Source organism: Obesumbacterium proteus (genome assembly GCF_001586165.1).
Lineage (GTDB): Bacteria > Pseudomonadota > Gammaproteobacteria > Enterobacterales > Enterobacteriaceae > Hafnia > Hafnia protea.
Genome location: NZ_CP014608.1, coordinates 4,689,239 through 4,706,996 on the forward strand (window position 1 = coordinate 4,689,239; position 17,758 = coordinate 4,706,996).

Sequence of the window (17,758 nt, forward strand, 5' to 3'; positions counted from 1 at the left end):
CCCAAAGGTCGCCTGATATCAGTAAAAACGCGAAAATTATTCGCCTTTTTTATCTGCCTGAATGTAGAGCATTTCCAGCGCCAGCGTTGCAGCAGCCAACGCTGTAATTTCAGATTGGTCGTAAGCTGGGGCTACTTCCACCACGTCCATACCGACGATATTAAGATCCTTCAGGCCGCGCACCAGTTTGAGCGCACGATCAGAAGTCAGTCCACCGATAACAGGAGTACCTGTACCTGGTGCAAAAGCAGGATCCAAACAGTCGATATCAAAGGTCAGATATACCGGCATATCGCCGACGATCTGTTTGATTTGCGCTAACACATCATCCACGCCACGATCGTTCACCTGCGCGGCGTCCAATACGGTAAAACCATTATCGCGATCGAATTCAGTACGAATACCGATCTGTACCGAGTAGTTTGGATCGATCAGGCCTTCATTAGGCGCATGGAAGAACATCGTGCCGTGATCGAATTTGCTGCCGTTTGCATAGGTATCGGTATGCGCATCAAAATGCACCAACGCCATTTTGCCAAAATGCTTAGCATGCGCGCGCAGCAATGGCAGAGTCACAAAGTGGTCACCGCCAAAAGTTAAACAACGCTTACCGGATTCCAGCAGCTTTTCGGTATGAGCCTGCAAAGAGTCACTCATATCCTGCGCATCACCGAAATTAAATACTACGTCGCCACAGTCAACCACGTTTAAACGATCGCGCAGATCGAAGTTCCACGGCCAGCGATTGCCTTCCCACGCCAGATTAGTGGAGACCTGACGAATTGCCGCTGGGCCATGACGCCCACCAGCACGACCTGAAGTCGCCATATCGAAAGGTACACCGGTGATAACCCAATCAGCATCGCTGTCGTATGGCTGGAAGTTCAGCGGAAAACGCAGGAAGCCAAAGGCGTTAGAAACCAGTGAGTTATCGGGTTTATTGCCCAGGGTGCTCATAATCAATCCTCGTAAAAGGCCGCAGTTATCGCAGGCCGAAGTCAAAGTACCGATGAAAAAAAATCCCTTCCGCGTCGTTAGCCCGACGAGAAAGGGATTCATTGTTCGCTTTAAAAGCTGCTGTAGACGATTATCGCCGTAAAATTTCGACTCTTCAAGCCTGATGTGAGTCTTTGTCTCTACCCGTGAAAAGTACGTCAAGCACGTCGAATCCAAAGCTCAACGCAGACACGCCTTTGCTTCAAACCATCACTGATAAAAATTAAAAATATTATTTACGTATAAAAGTAACTTTTAATTATCGATATTTATTTTTTGTTTTTTATATTTTCTTTAAAAAAATTAATTCAATTTTCTTATTTTAAATCTGCATTTAGCATTGATATTGCACCTCACCATTAATAAAAACAGGAATTAGATATTATGCAAAATAACATTAATATTACCTTCAATGCAAAATGGAAAAATACTTCATCATATGTTGGCGTATTTGAATTTGAACTCACTAACAATACGGATGAGACACTCATCAACCCAGAGATTACAATAGACTTTGGAGAGGATTCATATATTGAATACAATAATGGTATTATGTTTACTCCATCCTATGGAAATTTAGTCGGTTATTTAGAAGAGCCAAACATTGCAGCTAATCAGACCGTAACTTTCTCAGTAATCGCGAATGACTCATGCGGCATGCATCCTGTTGCTTATTGGGTCAATGGCCTAAATGCTATTAATAGTGATGCAGACACTTATACCGACGAAAGAACAGCTCCCACTAATCTAAAATTTTCAAATATCAGCTCTAATAGTTTTAAGTTAAGTTGGGATGCGTCAACTGGATATGTCGATTATTATGCAGTGGCTTATTACGCTACTGAGGATGGCACTGAGAGCGCGCTACAAATCGAGACGGAAGAGACACAAACAACCGTAAATAATCTGATGCCAGCAACGCCTTATACTGTTGGCGTCGCCGCCGTCAATGTATCTGACTATTGGTGGTCATCAATCGTTGAAGCGAGTGTGACGACCGCAGCCCAAACACCTGATACGGCTCCACCTACCGCACCTGGAAATCTGAAATCTACCAACACAAGTGTTAGCAGTATTTCTCTCAGCTGGGATCCTGCTACAGATAACGTCGGCGTCGACCACTATGTTTTGTCTTACCAACCTGTAGGAGATACTAAGGCTGCGCTGGAAATTCAAACAGCAGATACGAATGTTATTTTGAGCAACCTAGTCGCAGAAACGAATTACGCTATCTCACTTGTCGCCGTAGATGCTGCGGGTAATCAATCGCCTGCAACGATGGCGACAGTTGAAACGGCTAAACCCTCTGATGATACCAGCGCGCCTTCTGTACCTAATGGCCTGAGTGTCGGCTCAGTTACCGACACATCTTTAACGCTCACGTGGAAAGCATCCACGGATAACGTTGGGGTCACCGGCTATAGAGTCAAATATACGCCAGCAAATGAAAGCACTATTACCAAGGATGTAACAACCACAACCTGTGTATTAAGCAGCCTCACCGCCAATACAAAATACGATTGTTGTGTCGCCGCCTATGACGCCAACAATAACGTTTCTGACTATTGTGCAATCGTCACTGCAACCACTCAGGCTCCGGCTATCACAACCACCAGCTTCGCGCCTTATATTGATGTCACTATCAACGCAAATTGGGCCACGAACCCTCCGGGAATTAACACAAAATTGATTTCCGATGCGATTTCACTAGGCGTAAAAAAATTCCATCTGGCTTTTCTGGTGCAAGATCGTGCCTCCAACCAACTCGTATGGGGCAACACCTATTTCCCTTACAGTGCGATTAAACCGGTCTGCGATATTATTCACGCTGCGGGCGGCGAACCCATTGCGGCATTTGGCGGAGCCAGCGGTACCGACCCTTCTGTCACGCGTACTCAGTCCGACCTAACCAATATCTATCTCAATCTGAAAAAAGACTTCGGCATCCAGCATATTGATTTTGATTTTGAAACCGCCGGGCAATACAACTACAAAGTCGCATTCCCCGCAGCCTTAGCAGCACAAAAACAAGATCCAACGCTATGGTTTAGCCTGACGCTCCCCGTAATGCCAACTGGATTGACCGGTGAAGGTATTGCCATGATCACTTACGCTAAGCAAATCGGTCTGGCATTGAACGTGCAAATTATGGCCATGGATTACGGCGCATCGGGTCTGGATATGGGAGCCGCAGCGGTGAGCGCCATCGACGCGACGAAAAATAATCTGGCTCGCATTTATCCAGATAGATCTCCAGCGGATCTCTATAAAATGATCGGCGTAATCCCGATGATTGGTCAAAACGATACCGCGGGTGAAATGTTCAGCTTCGCGAACGCGACCAAAACCGCGTTATATGCAAAACAGCAGAACTTAAATCTCGTTTCCATGTGGTCACTTGGACGTGATTTTCCTGGCATGGGCGACCTGTCCACCTGTACGCAAAACCCAGCACAGACCAAAAATTATGAATACACCACAACGTTTTTGAATGCGGTAGGGGGCGGATCTATCCCTGAACCTGAGTCTGATCCTGACCAAAATAATATTTTTCACGTTGAACAACACGGCGATCCTCTCGCACTCAACGATCTACAGCGCCGTCAATCTGTCCCTGCGCCAATCCAGCCAACGGGCTATTGGGCAAAAGCGGGCGACGTGTTAACCGTTGAATATGTTTTATCGGGGAATACGCCAACAGATGCTCCGCAAATTTGGATCCACTGCATCGTTGAGGGAAGCGATTCCGCTCAAGAATCTTATAGTGATAAGCAAAAAGTACCGCTAACCGTGGGTGTCAATAAAATCAACGTTGCACAAACCGGCGTTGTATATATTGCGTCAAATAACATTCCTGACCCTGCGGTAAACATGCAAATCACGCTAGTGAGTGGTGGCAATCTCATGCCAACGTTTGTATTAGGCAGAGATGATGCCAATGCAAAACAATGGCTGCACGATGTTGCTCAGGCCGTCAGTAAAAACACCTCACCTTATGCTGAATTGGTTGGGAAACGTATGATTATCACTCTCCCAATTCACGAATTTAAAAGTAATGTCACCGATCCCGTCGCCATATTAAATTCATGGGATAAAATTATCGATTGGGCTGAAACGCAATACGGGCTGACACAAAATGGTCCATATCCGAATATTGCAACCGCCGTGCGCTATCACTTTTTCACTAAAGCAGACAGCACCGGTGGATACATGAGTTCAGCTAACGAATGGATGGCGACAAATCAGGATGGCATCAAAGATATTACAGATAATATTAATGTATCATGGGGGCCATGGCATGAACTTGGTCATCAGTACGAAGTTCTGGCCTTTCAAACAAAAAGTGAAGTTCTCGAAAATCTAACGTCTTTATATGTTCAGAGAGAACAAGGGCAAACCTCACGCCTGCTGACAGATAACTGTTGGCAACGTACTCGTGATTATCTGAAGCAATCAGGCAATAATTACGACGCTGAAGATGATTTATGGATAAGCGTCACGATGTTCTGGCAGCTTGACCTCACCTTTGGTAAGGATTTCTATCAGCGCCTAACCGATAATATCCGCATGATGCCAATATCTGAGTTACCGGAAACTAATGAAGAAAAAAAATCTTTATTCATTAATTTAGCCAGCAAGGTATCAGGGTTCGATCTATCTCCATTCTTTGAGCAATGGGGATATCGCTCAACCGTGAATACCTCAGCTAATTTAGTAAAAATGAAGTTAAAAAACTAAATGACGCGATTTGGCTTAATGAAGATGAAAAGGTTCTTTATTACTATCCACTCGAACAACAAAGTATTTCAGGACGGCTATCACTGCCATTAACGGTTGAGATCGGAGAGGAGTTTACTGCTCAGGCTATAGTGACAAACCGCCAAAGCGCAGAACTGAGCTACAGCTAGCTAATACCAGAAGGGTTTGAACTCATATCCAGCAATGGCTCAACCGCCACCTTCCGCGCCCCAGCAGAATGCATTGCTAATGCTTACGCTAGTGTAACCTGTGCGGTATCAGATCCAGAAAACACCATGAACATCGGGGCTAAAATTCAGTTAAAATCACCAGGAGAACAGCAACGTCCCGAAATTGCCTACTGTGATGTGATCTTGAAGCGTTATGGCAAAGATAAGATTCACACATGGGATGATAATAACCCAACCGGAACACCCGGTGATATATATCTATACCATAGTGCAGGCATCTACCGATTCTTCCAATTACGGAATGAAAATTATTGGTACTTCCCAACAACGAAAAGCAGCAATAACGACTGGACTTACATTGGTGATTACAATACGGATATGTACCTAACCAATAAATAATTTAATCTTATTTTAAAAATAATAATAAAATCCCAGATTGTCACACCTTCTGGGATTTTTTAGCCATTAGCCATTCAACATAACGATATAAACTTATGCCCGAATGCGTTTTACCATCCGGGCAGAACAGAACTTACTGGCTCACGATATCCAGAAAACGCTTTATCTCTACCAGCTGCTCTGAATTGTATCGACAGGTTCCCACTTCAATTTTGGGTTTGTTACGTCCGTGGAAGTCGCTGCCACAGGTGACATAAGCCCCCTGCTCCAAGGCAAAATCATATAGGCGCTGCGTCAGTTCATCATCATGGTAGCTGGAGAACACTTCAATTCCCGCCACGCCAGATTCCAGCATCAGCTCAAGTATCGCCTCATGTTCTTCTTTCACATTGGCACCGATATGCGCAATAACGGGAATGCCACAGTTGTCGCGGATCAAATCCGCCATCTCTTCCAGAGCCGGATAGGTCACTGGCTGATAGCAGGCTTTACCGGGGCCGAAAAAATCCCAGTAGAAGTTGATTAATGGCATATCGGCGCGCGCACCACCGGAACGATACGGCAGCAATAGCGGGTTATTAGCATTGCGCTCATCTTCAAGAATAGCCTCACCCATTTGCTCTTCCTGAGGCAAACGGCCATTCGCCAGCCGCGCGAGATGCTCGTCGTCAATAAAGAATCCGAACTCACGTAGCTTTGCCAACTTCACGGGCACCAACTCACGTTGGATATCGTTGAAGTTTTCATGCACCTGCGTGAAATCATCCGATGGCGTAAAGCCATAGCCGAGCAAATGAAAGTTACGTCCTTGGAAGGTACAGTCGATTTCAATGCCAGAAATGATATTCAGCGTATCACTCTGCCACTTATCAGATTCAGCAAATGAAAACGCCGAATTGTGATCGGTTATCGCCAGCGTGGTAACGCCCTCACGAACGCAGCGAGCAATCAGTTCTGCAACCGGATAATCTGCGTCATCACTATGATGCGAGTGCATATGCAGGTCGACTTTTTCCATGTGAATACTCCCATTCTTCAGATCGGTGTGATTTCTCACTATACCTCAGCCACAAAAAAGGGTGCCGAAGCACCCTTACACTTTGTGATCTCGATATCTGTTAGATCAACCGATCACTCATCTTCGAGATAGGTATACCCGTAAAGGCCAGACTCAAACTCATCTAAGAACTGGGTTTGCAGCTCAGGTTCGAGATCCGTTTTACGTACCTGATCGCGGAAGCGGGTCAACAACACTTCAGGGTCAAGCTGAACATATTCCAGCATCTCCGCAACCGTATTGCCTTCGTCCGAGTCTTGCACCTCAACGCTGCCGTCTTCAAAGACAAAGACGTCCACCGAAGCCGTATCCCCGAACAGATTATGCATGTTGCCCAGAATCTCTTGATAAGCACCCACCATGAAGAAGCCAATCAACGGCGGATTTTCTGGATCGTACTGCGGCATCGGCATCGTCGTTGCGATCCCATCACCATCGATGTAGTGATCGATGGCGCCATCTGAGTCACAGGTAATATCCAGCAGCACCGCACGACGCTCAGGCGCCTGATCCAAACCGCTCAACGGCAGAACAGGGAACAGCTGATCGATCCCCCACGCATCAGGCATCGACTGGAACAGCGAGAAGTTCACATACAGCTTGTCAGCCATACGCTCTTGCAGCTCATCAATGATCGGACGGTGTGCGCGATTGCTCGGATCAAGGTGTTCTTGGATCTGGCTACAGATCGTTAAATATTGCTGCTCAGCCCATGCACGCTGGGTTAAATCTAAAATACCGTGCGCATACTGGCTGTGCACGTCGTTCAGATCGAGCTGGCTATCGTGCAGCCATTCACGCAATGAACGCTTGGTGTCAGAGTCCTGCATCTCTTCCCACGTAGACCACAGGCTTTGCAGCGCACGAGGCGCATCTTCAGCCGGGGCCACAGGCGCGTGGAATTCGTTACGTTCAACGCCAATCACGTTGGAAACCAGCACCGTATGATGCGCCGTTACCGCACGGCCAGACTCCGTGATCACCGTTGGATGCGGTAAACCGTGCTCATTACAGGCATCGCCGATGCCCCAAATAACGTTATTCGCGTATTCGTTCAGGCCATAGTTCACCGAGCAATCAGACTGGGAGCGAGTTCCTTCGTAGTCCACGCCCAAACCGCCGCCGACGTCAAAGCACTGAATATTCACGCCTAGCTTATGCAGCTCAACGTAGAAACGCGCAGATTCGCGCACGCCGGTGGCGATATCGCGAATGTTCGCCAACTGAGAACCTAAGTGGAAATGCAGCAGTTGCAGGCTATCCAAACGACCCGCTTCACGCAGGGTTTCAACCAGTTGCAATACTTGCGTTGCCGCCAAGCCAAATTTAGATTTCTCACCGCCGCTCGACTGCCATTTACCGGAGCCTTGCGAAGATAAGCGCGCACGCACGCCAAGGCGAGGAACCACGTTCAGGCGTTCAGCCTCTTCCATCACCAGCTTGATTTCAGACATCTTCTCGATAACCAGATACACCTTGTGACCCAGTTTTTCGCCGATTAATGCCAAGCGGATGTATTCACGATCTTTGTAGCCGTTACACACAATCACGGAACGCGTCATACCGGCATGAGCCAGCACCGCCATCAACTCCGCTTTCGAACCCGCTTCTAAACCTAAAGGCTCGCCAGAATTCACTAACGACTCAATGACGCGACGATGCTGGTTTACCTTAATTGGATAAACCAAGAAATAGCCGCCCTCATAGCCGAAAGATTCACGCGCACGCTTAAACGCCGCGTTAATTGAGCGCAGGCGATGTTGCAGGATCTGCGGGAAACAGAACAGCGCAGGCAAACGCTGGTTGCTCTCTTTTTGCAGCTTCGCGACCAGTTGCGTCAGATCGACGCGCGCTTCTGGGACGTCGGGATCTGGACAAACTGAAATATGACCCAACTCGTTGACGTCATAATAGTTGCCACCCCAGTAGGCGACGTTATAAGTACTCAGCATTTTGCTGGCATTACGATCATTCATGGCAACCTCCTGCATAGAACGCAATTGATGATGTCCGGCCGCTTCCTGCGGGCGTTGACGAAGTTCGTTAGACATGACGAACTCCTTGTGCACTGTCGTGGCAAATAATGAAATTATTCACAGCACGGTTATTCACTATCGCAGCAACATCTGCGCTTAACAACCCACACGCCGGGATTTTTGGCGTGACCACAAAGCTCAGCACCGGACAAAATGCCGGACTGATATAAGTATAAGAGCAAAACACGTCGCTAACTCCGTGGGTCGGGGAGTGCATTCTTGAATGCAGGATAAACCCCAATGAAAATTCGCCTGCGCGTTGTTTGGTAGTCATACCACGCTGCAGGTTACCCTTGTTCAGTCATCAGTTGCCGCTATCGGCGTAAGAATCCTGAGTCGCGCCCCATCTTCACCAAAGTGGTGAATAACATCGGGAAAATGCGAGAAATGCAGATAAATAGGAAGGAAGGCGCAAAGCGCGGAACAGCGGAGCGCCATGAAGACGCAAAATATTGCCGGAAGCAATCGTGTGGAACGCGACCGTTGTCGCTGAGATATTCGTGCGGATCATTACCTGAACCACCTCCATGCCTGCGGCTAAAATAACACGCAGATCCAAAAAGTTAACAGTGTGTTGAGACTGACAGTATGAGCAACAACTCATACCCTCCTCGGCCGGAAGTGAGACACATAGCCGCCCCTTATCACCTGTATTTTCAGCAAGTTATCTAAAATTCACTGCTGTTAACACATTTTAGCGATTCGGTTAAAGCGTCATGCACCGGTAAGCCGCGCGCAGTTTATACAATCAACAGGTGGAAATTGCAAAATGAAATTTTGCTAAAAACTGTTTCTGTGGGTTTGCGCAGGTGTATAAAACGGGCTGTAAAGAACGATCTGTAAAGAAAAAAATACTCGTTTGCGAACATGAGATAACAAAAAGACTGGAAAACTACGGCGGGTCTGTCTTAAAATAGCCGTCCAGATGTTAATCCATCTATACTTATTGACTGATAAACTGCTGAACGGCTTTGCCTGAGGGGCGTTGCAGGATGCATCAGGCACCAGAGCTAGCCGCAAGCTAGATACTGATGTACATACCCCAGCATTACGCAGTGACCTTAAACCCGTCTTTTAAAGGTAAAGAACACCATGGCTAAACACCTTTTCACGTCTGAATCAGTGTCCGAAGGACATCCTGATAAGATTGCTGACCAAATTTCTGACGCGGTGCTCGATGCGATCCTCGAACAGGATCCAAAAGCGCGCGTTGCATGTGAAACCTATGTCAAAACCGGCATGGTGCTGGTTGGTGGCGAAATCACCACCAATGCATGGGTAGACATTGAAGAACTGACCCGTAAAACCGTTGCTGAAATCGGCTATGTAAGCTCCGATATGGGCTTCGACGCTAACTCTTGCGCCGTTCTGAGCGCTATCGGTAAGCAATCTCCAGACATCAACCAAGGCGTTGACCGTACCGATCCTTTAGAACAGGGTGCTGGCGACCAAGGTATTATGTTTGGTTACGCAACCAATGAAACCGACGTATTGATGCCTGCGCCAATCACCTATGCTCATCGCTTGATGGAGCGTCAGGCTCAAGTACGCAAAAATGGCACTCTGCCATGGCTGCGTCCAGATGCTAAAAGCCAGGTCACTTTCCTGTACGACGACGGCAAAATTGCCGGTATCGATGCCGTAGTTCTTTCCACTCAGCACGCCGACACCATCAGCCTGCCTGATTTGAAAGAAGCGGTAATGGAAGAAATCATCAAGCCGGTTCTGCCGCCAGAATGGTTGTCTGCCAATACCAAATACTTCATCAACCCAACAGGCCGTTTCGTTATCGGTGGCCCAATGGGTGACTGTGGTTTGACTGGTCGTAAAATCATCGTTGATACCTACGGCGGCGCAGCACGTCACGGCGGCGGTGCATTCTCCGGTAAAGATCCTTCAAAAGTTGACCGTTCAGCGGCATACGCTGCTCGTTACGTAGCAAAAAATATCGTTGCTGCTGGTCTGGCTGATCGCTGTGAGATTCAGGTTTCTTACGCAATTGGTATCGCTGAGCCAACTTCAATCATGATTGAAACCTTTGGCACCGAGAAAATCTCTACCGAGCAACTGACTCTGCTGGTACGTGAATTCTTCGACCTGCGCCCATACGGTTTGATTCAGATGCTGGATCTGATCCAACCAATCTACCGTGAAACCGCAGCCTATGGTCACTTTGGCCGTGAGCACTTCCCTTGGGAAAAAACCGACAAAGCCGCACTTCTGCGTGAAGCTGCTGGCCTGAAATAAGGTCAACCCCAACGAAAAAAGCAGGCCTTTGTGCCTGCTTTTTTATTGTCTAAAAATTGACTCATCAATATTTCCGCCCAAATGAAAGCGATTACATTAAATTCATACTTAAACTAAAAATACGTTTAATGATTAAAAAATACCCACATAAACCAATATAGCACCATTCTGTTTTATGGATTAAATTGTTTAAAAACCAATTAATTAACCACGTAACACTGTAAGTAAATCCATAACCTTGTGACTATTCGCTTTCCGTATGAATGACACATTAGTGTAAACGATTACATTTATGTGATCGGGAGCACTTACATTAGCGCCATAGATTCTTAACATGATAAGCATACAAACGAGTTTCTTTTCGGAGGCAGTATGAGTACTACCGTGAGTACACAATCGGTTCGCAAGACCCGTTCAAATGCCAGTCTAACGTTCTTTGTCTGCTTTTTAGCTGCGCTGGCAGGCTTACTGTTCGGGCTGGATATTGGTGTTATCGCTGGTGCTTTGCCATTTATCAGCGAGACGTTTCAAATCACCAGCTCTCAACAAGAATGGGTTGTGAGCTCTATGATGTTTGGTGCGGCAGTCGGCGCAGTAGGTAGCGGCTGGTTAAATTTCCGCATTGGCCGTAAATACAGTTTGATGATTGGCGCAATCCTGTTTGTGGTCGGCTCCCTGTTTTCTGCCTTCGCACCTGACGTTGAAATTCTGATCCTTTCTCGCGTATTACTGGGATTAGCGGTAGGTATCGCATCTTATACGGCTCCGATTTATCTTTCCGAAATTGCCCCAGAAAAGATCCGCGGCAGTATGATTTCAATGTACCAGTTGATGATCACCATCGGTATTTTGGCCGCTTATCTTTCTGACACAGCTTTCAGCTACACCGGCGCATGGCGTTGGATGCTGGGTGTCATCACTATTCCAGCGATTCTGTTATTGATTGGTGTGTTCTTCCTGCCAGATAGTCCACGTTGGTTAGCCGCACGCGGCAGCGATGAGAAAGCGCGTCGTGTATTAGAAAAACTGCGTGACACCAGTGAACAAGCAAAAAACGAGCTGGATGAAATTCGCGAAAGCCTGAAAGTGAAACAAAGCGGTTGGGCATTGTTTATTAACAATAAAAACTTCCGCCGTGCCGTTTATCTTGGCGTGTTGTTACAGGTGATGCAGCAGTTCACCGGTATGAACGTCATTATGTATTACGCACCAAAAATCTTCGACTTAGCCGGTTTTGCCAGCACGTCACAGCAGATGTGGGGCACGGTTATCGTGGGTCTGGTTAACGTATTAGCCACCTTTATCGCCATCGGTTTAGTTGACCGCTGGGGTCGTAAACCAACCTTGATTCTCGGCTTCATCGTGATGGCGTTAGGTATGGGCACCTTGGGTACGATGATGAACATCGGTATCAGCTCCGTGTTTGCTCAGTACTTTGCCGTTATCATGCTGCTAATCTTCATCGTTGGTTTTGCCATGAGCGCCGGTCCACTAATTTGGGTACTGTGTTCTGAAATCCAGCCGCTGAAAGGCCGTGATTTTGGTATCACCTGTTCAACCGCCACCAACTGGATTGCTAACATGATCGTCGGGGCAACCTTCCTGACCATGCTGAATTCTCTGGGCAGTGCACATACCTTCTGGGTCTATGCCGGTCTGAACGTTATCTTCATCTTCATTACGTTAGCGCTGATCCCTGAGACTAAGAACATCTCTCTGGAGCACATTGAACGTAACCTGATGCAGGGTAAGCCGCTGCGTAAGATTGGGTCTAAGTGATTTAAATTGATGTAATATCGATTCGTAGGTTCTGGACGCTTCCAAAACTGAACGAACAAGGCGGCAATTGTGTCGCCTTGTTCGTTTTTATATTAGAGCGGTGAAGGTTTTCGTCCGCCAATCAGCAAACAGATTTCTATGAAACCGCTGCCATAGGCGTCCGAGAAGAGGTTGCCAGCGCGCAACCTCTTCACTCTCGCGCTTTTTACCGAGCCGTTTGCCCGACCGGTCTCGGAGCGCACATCCTGTACGCCCTCAACCTGCCACCAGCATCCCTGCTGGCGGCTCTAAAATGCACTCTTTAAACATAAAAAAGACAAAAGACATTTTTGTCTTCTTATCTTTTTATTTTATTTCTCTCTTTTCTTTTAATTGTTTAAGTCTTGGTAGGGAGAGCCGCCGGTACAGGGATGTACCGGCGGAGTTTGGGGCGCCCTGGATGGGCGATACCAAACCGGAGCGGAGATGGCGTCTCGGATAAAAGCGCGAGGATTGAAGGGGCGCGCGCTGGCGCCCCTCATCGGTCGCCTTCTACCCAGTTTGTATGTGAATACAGCAGCGGATAGGCGAACGAAACCTTTCACCATCGCCACATAAACGAGAGTCAGACAAAATCTTGCCCCATCGCAAAATCCCCCCCCCCCCCCAGCGAATACAAAAAAGGCCCCTTTTCAGGAGCCTTTAAACGTATTCCAGCTATCCGCTATTACTTAGCAGCAGCTTCTTCCGCATCGCCCAGCAGAACGGATTCCAGCGCGATTTCAATCATGTCGTTGAAAGTGGTCTGGCGTTCTTCAGCAGTAGTCTGCTCGTGGGTACGAATGTGGTCAGATACGGTGCAGATAGTCAGCGCTTTCGCACCAAACTCAGCGGCAACGCCGTAGATGCCCGCAGCTTCCATTTCCACACCCAGAATGCCGTACTTATCCATCACGTCGAACATAGACGGGTCTGGCGTGTAGAACAGGTCAGCGGAGAAGATGTTACCTACGCGTGCATTGATGCCTTTGGCTTTCGCTGCGTCAGATGCGTTACGCACCATATCGAAGTCTGCAATCGCTGCATAGTCGTGGTCTTTGAAACGCAGACGGTTAACTTTAGAGTCAGTACATGCACCCATACCGATAACCACGTCACGCAGTTTAACGTCCATGCGCACTGCGCCACATGAACCCACGCGAATGATTTTTTTCACGCCAAAATCAGTGATCAGCTCTTTCGCATAGATAGAACATGATGGGATACCCATGCCGTGACCCATAACGGAGATCTTACGACCCTTATAAGTACCGGTGAAGCCCAGCATGCCGCGCACGCTGTTTACCTGACGGACGTCTTGCAGGAAAGTTTCAGCAATGTGTTTTGCGCGCAGCGGATCGCCCGGCATCAACACAATGTCTGCAAAATCACCCATCTCGGCATTAATATGCGGCGTAGCCATAATTCGTATCCTTTTGGTATGTAAGTCTAAATATCAAGCTAACTATGAAATGAAACGCCACCCGACTCATCAAAGCCGGGTGGCGCTCAGAAATTAAAACATCACTTTACCGTAATCCATCGGAGACAGACCAAAGTAGTTTGCTACGGTTTGGCCAATATCTGCGAAGGTTTCACGATGGCCCAACGAGCCCGGTTTCACTTTAGGTCCGTAAACCAGAACAGGGATGTGTTCACGGGTATGGTCGGAGCCTTCCCATGTTGGGTCACAGCCGTGGTCAGCGGTGAAGATAATGATATCGTCATCTTTCACCAATTTCAGCATTTCTGGCAGACGGCGGTCAAACAGCTCAAGCGCAGCGGCATAACCTGCGACGTCACGACGGTGGCCGTAAGAGGAGTCGAAATCGACAAAGTTGGTGAACACAATGGTGTTATTACCCGCTTTTTCCATCTCGATAAGCGTTGCATCAAACAGCGCATCAATACCGGTCGCTTTCACTTTCTGCGTGATGCCGACGTTAGCGTAGATATCAGCAATTTTACCGATAGAAACGACTTCGCCGCCCTTCTCATCAACCAGTTTTTTCAGCATGGTTGGTGCCGGTGGCTCAACCGCTAAGTCATGACGGTTGCCGGTACGTTTGAACTCACCCGGTTTGTCGCCTACGAATGGACGCGCAATCACGCGGCCAATGTTGTAACCACCTTTAGTCAGCTCTTCACGTGCTATTTCACACAGCTCGTACAGACGATCCAGCCCGAAGGTTTCTTCATGGCAAGCAATCTGGAATACGGAGTCAGCGGAGGTATAGAAAATCGGTTTACCGGTTTTCATGTGCTCTTCGCCCAACTGATCCAAAATCACGGTACCAGAAGAGTGGCAGTTACCCAGATAGCCAGGCAGGTTGCCGCGCTTAACCAGAATATCTAACAGTTCCTGTGGGAAGCTGTTTTCATGATCGGAGAAATAGCCCCAATCGAACAGAACAGGAACACCCGCAATTTCCCAGTGACCAGACGGAGTATCTTTACCGGAAGAGAGTTCGCTCGCATAGCCATACGCGCCGATGATATCAGCGTTTTTATCTAAGCCCTGCGGGAAACGGCCGGTTGATTCTTCAGCCGCTTTACCTAAGCCTAAACGGCTCAGGTTAGGTAGGGTCAGCGGACCTTTGCGGCCAATGTCTGCTTCGCCGCGCGCGCAGGCATCAGCAATATGACCTAGCGTATCGGAACCCACATCGCCAAAGCGTTCAGCATCTTCACTCGCACCGATACCAAATGAGTCTAATACCATGATAAATGTACGTTTCATCTTACTCTCCTGCGCTTTAGCGCTGTGACCAAAGAGCCGATGCAAACTTGGCGACTCTCTGGTTTTAATTCTAAGGCTGGTTTAACAAACACCCGTTAAGTATGGCGTTTACTCGGTGATACGGCGATAAACTACCGGATTTTCTGCCGGAGCTTTGTCACCCAACACAATTGCGCTGCGTACTGCACGCGCAGCCTGTTGCCAATCTTCTTCATTGGACGCATGCACAATCGCCAATGGACGCTGCGCATCTACGCTGTCGCCCAAACGAACCATATCAGTTAAACCGACGCTGTAATCGATGCTGTCAGTCGCACGGCGACGCCCGCCGCCCAGTCCAACCACTGACATACCCAGTTCGCGGGTATCCATAGCAGTAATAATACCACTGTGTTCAGCAAAGACCGGCTTGCTTAATGTAGCCTGTGGTAAGTAGCTATCGTAGCGCTCAACAAAATCAGCTGGGCCGCCTTGTGCTGCCACCATACGACCAAAGATCTCTGCCGCTTTACCGTTATCCAGCACCGCTTGCAGCTTATTGCGTGCGTCCTGTTGATCTGCGGCCAAATTGCCAGAAATCAACATCTCGGCGCATAAAGCCATCGTCACTTCAAACAAACGCGGGTTGCGGTATTCACCCGCCAGGAACTGCACGGACTCGCGAACTTCAACGGCGTTACCGGCGCTTGACGCCAGAACCTGATTCATATCAGTCAGTAACGCGGTTGTTTTGCAGCCTGCGCCGTTAGCTACGCCAACGATAGACTGCGCCAGCGCTTCGGAGAGCTCGAAAGTAGGCATGAAGGCACCGGAACCCACTTTCACGTCCATCACTAACGCATCCAGTCCTTCAGCCAATTTCTTAGCTAAAATAGACGCGGTGATCAGCGGAATGGAGTCAACGGTCGCGGTAATGTCACGCGTCGCGTAGAAACGTTTATCTGCCGGTGCCAAAGAGTTGGTCTGGCCGATAATAGCCACACCCACTTCAGAAATAATTTTACGGAAACGCGCGTCGTCAGGGAAAATATCAAATCCTGGGATCGCTTCCAGCTTATCCAGCGTACCGCCGGTATGGCCTAAACCACGGCCAGAAATCATCGGAACATAACCACCGCATGCCGCCACCATTGGGCCAAGCATCAATGAAGTCACGTCACCCACGCCGCCGGTGGAGTGTTTATCCACAATCGGGCCGTTCAGATTCAATGATTTCCAGTCCAGAACCGTACCGGAATCTCGCATTGCCATAGTAAGAGCAACACGTTCAGGCATGATCATATCGTGGAAAAAGATGGTCATCGCTAATGCGGCGATCTGACCTTCAGAAACGGTATTGTCACGAATGCCGTTGATGAAAAAACGAATTTCTTCCTCGCTGAGCGCGTGGCCATCACGTTTTTTACGAATAATTTCTTGTGCTAGGAACAAGGTTGTATCCCCCTGCTGATTATATCCTCAGAACTTAGAGCGCATGCTCAAGACATTGGATATGTGTGTAGGTTAAAGAGGTATGTTCTGCGGAACGCCCCGCCCCTTCCTGCTTGAAGTTGCCGCTACGTTGGCTATGTTTGCCGCCTTGATGCAACGTCAATCATTTTGGGTATCGAACAAATAATTTAAATAAAACAATAAGTATCACCGCGACGAAACCGCCGCGGCGAAAAACAGTTAAACCAAAACTGAATTAGTAAGCGCTACCAGTGCCTTTAGCATCGTAGCCCAGCGTTTTCAGCAGGCTTGCCAACAGGCTAGAAGCACCAAAGCGGAAGTGACGGGAATCAGCCCAGTCATCACCCAGCAAACGACCTGCCAGAGCCAGATATTCTGCGGCATCTTCAGCGGTACGAACGCCACCAGCAGGCTTGAAGCCAACGGTTTTACCTACGCCCATATCACGGATCACGGTCATCATGATCTCTGCGCTTTCCAGCGTGGCGTTAACAGGAACTTTACCGGTAGAGGTTTTGATGAAGTCAGCACCCGCTTTGATAGAGATTTCAGATGCTTTGCGGATAAGCGCAGCGTCTTTCAGCTCGCCGGTTTCAATGATCACTTTCAGCAATACGCCAGCTTCGTTACAAGCGTCTTTGCAGACTTTAACCATGTCGAAACCAACCTGCTCGTTGCCCGCCATCAGCGCGCGGTATGGGAATACCACGTCAACTTCGTCGGCACCGTAAGCGATAGCCGCTTTGGTTTCTGCCAGTGCAATAGCGATATCATCGTTGCCGTGCGGGAAGTTAGTCACGGTAGCGATGTGAATTTCAGGGGTGCCCTGCTCGCGCAAAGTTTTACGCGCAATTGGGATGAAACGTGGATAGATGCAAACTGCTGCGGTGTTACCAGCTGGGCTTTTTGCCTGATGGCACAGAGCGATCACTTTTTCGTCGGTGTCGTCTTCGTTCAGGGTAGTCAAATCCATCAACTGTAACGCACGTTTTGCAGCAACTTTTAAATCAGTCATTTTACTCTCCAACTGGGCTGAACTGGCTTTGCCTAGATTCAGACACAATGATTTAGGGCTCGGAGGCTTCACTGTTCACGATAAACGCGA

General features: G+C 48.2%; 12 protein-coding genes. 4 read left to right on the top strand and 8 right to left on the bottom strand.

Annotation, left to right across the window (positions count from 1 at the left end; genetic code table 11):
* Positions 1–36: 36 nt before the first annotated feature.
* On the bottom strand, positions 37–957 hold the full coding sequence (gene speB / locus DSM2777_RS21920) for an agmatinase (RefSeq protein ID WP_061555150.1): 921 nt from the start codon (positions 955–957) through the stop codon (positions 37–39).
* Between the two features lie 423 nt (positions 958–1,380).
* On the opposite strand from speB, the gene DSM2777_RS21925 reads away from it, so the two are divergent.
* Together DSM2777_RS21925 and DSM2777_RS21930 are read left to right on the top strand one after the other, a co-directional pair.
* Positions 1,381–4,734, top strand: coding sequence for a fibronectin type III domain-containing protein (locus tag DSM2777_RS21925; RefSeq protein ID WP_061555151.1), 3,354 nt, complete (start codon positions 1,381–1,383; stop codon positions 4,732–4,734).
* 296 nt (positions 4,735–5,030) lie between these two features.
* Positions 5,031–5,324: a hypothetical protein gene (locus DSM2777_RS21930; RefSeq protein ID WP_061555152.1), complete on the top strand. Its 294-nt coding sequence runs from the start codon at positions 5,031–5,033 to the stop codon at positions 5,322–5,324.
* 133 nt (positions 5,325–5,457) lie between these two features.
* On the opposite strand, the gene DSM2777_RS21935 is transcribed toward DSM2777_RS21930, so the two are convergent.
* The 3 genes from DSM2777_RS21935 to DSM2777_RS23970 form a co-directional block, all read right to left on the bottom strand.
* The gene (locus DSM2777_RS21935; RefSeq protein WP_061555153.1) at positions 5,458–6,342 is read right to left on the bottom strand and encodes a PHP domain-containing protein; all 885 of its coding nucleotides are present in this window, start codon (positions 6,340–6,342) and stop codon (positions 5,458–5,460) included.
* A 113-nt stretch (positions 6,343–6,455) separates the two neighbouring features.
* Complete coding sequence (speA, locus tag DSM2777_RS21940) at positions 6,456–8,432, bottom strand: biosynthetic arginine decarboxylase (RefSeq protein WP_046459073.1); 1,977 nt, start codon at positions 8,430–8,432, stop codon at positions 6,456–6,458.
* The gene (locus DSM2777_RS23970; protein WP_156088300.1) at positions 8,425–8,691 is read right to left on the bottom strand and encodes a hypothetical protein; all 267 of its coding nucleotides are present in this window, start codon (positions 8,689–8,691) and stop codon (positions 8,425–8,427) included. The genes speA and DSM2777_RS23970 overlap by 8 nt, the downstream gene beginning before the upstream one ends.
* Positions 8,692–9,509: 818 nt before the next feature.
* Between DSM2777_RS23970 and metK the strand changes: the two genes are divergently transcribed.
* On the top strand, positions 9,510–10,664 hold the full coding sequence (gene metK, locus DSM2777_RS21945; protein ID WP_025799120.1) for a methionine adenosyltransferase: 1,155 nt from the start codon (positions 9,510–9,512) through the stop codon (positions 10,662–10,664).
* Positions 10,665–11,036: 372 nt separating this feature from the next.
* Positions 11,037–12,443, top strand: a complete 1,407-nt coding sequence (locus DSM2777_RS21950; protein ID WP_046359342.1) for a sugar porter family MFS transporter — start codon at positions 11,037–11,039, stop codon at positions 12,441–12,443.
* Positions 12,444–13,149: 706 nt separating this feature from the next.
* Here DSM2777_RS21950 and deoD read toward each other — a convergent pair.
* The 4 genes from deoD to deoC all read right to left on the bottom strand — a co-directional run bounded on the left by deoD (position 13,150) and on the right by deoC (position 17,668).
* Positions 13,150–13,884 (bottom strand): purine-nucleoside phosphorylase, encoded by a 735-nt coding sequence (gene deoD / locus DSM2777_RS21955; protein WP_061555154.1) that lies wholly within the window; start codon positions 13,882–13,884, stop codon positions 13,150–13,152.
* Between the two features lie 93 nt (positions 13,885–13,977).
* Positions 13,978–15,201, bottom strand: coding sequence for a phosphopentomutase (deoB, locus tag DSM2777_RS21960; RefSeq protein ID WP_046459868.1), 1,224 nt, complete (start codon positions 15,199–15,201; stop codon positions 13,978–13,980).
* Between the two features lie 108 nt (positions 15,202–15,309).
* Positions 15,310–16,632 (bottom strand): thymidine phosphorylase, encoded by a 1,323-nt coding sequence (gene deoA / locus DSM2777_RS21965; protein WP_061555155.1) that lies wholly within the window; start codon positions 16,630–16,632, stop codon positions 15,310–15,312.
* A 256-nt stretch (positions 16,633–16,888) separates the two neighbouring features.
* On the bottom strand, positions 16,889–17,668 hold the full coding sequence (gene deoC / locus DSM2777_RS21970; protein ID WP_040046211.1) for a deoxyribose-phosphate aldolase: 780 nt from the start codon (positions 17,666–17,668) through the stop codon (positions 16,889–16,891).
* Between the last annotated feature and the right edge of the window lie 90 nt (positions 17,669–17,758).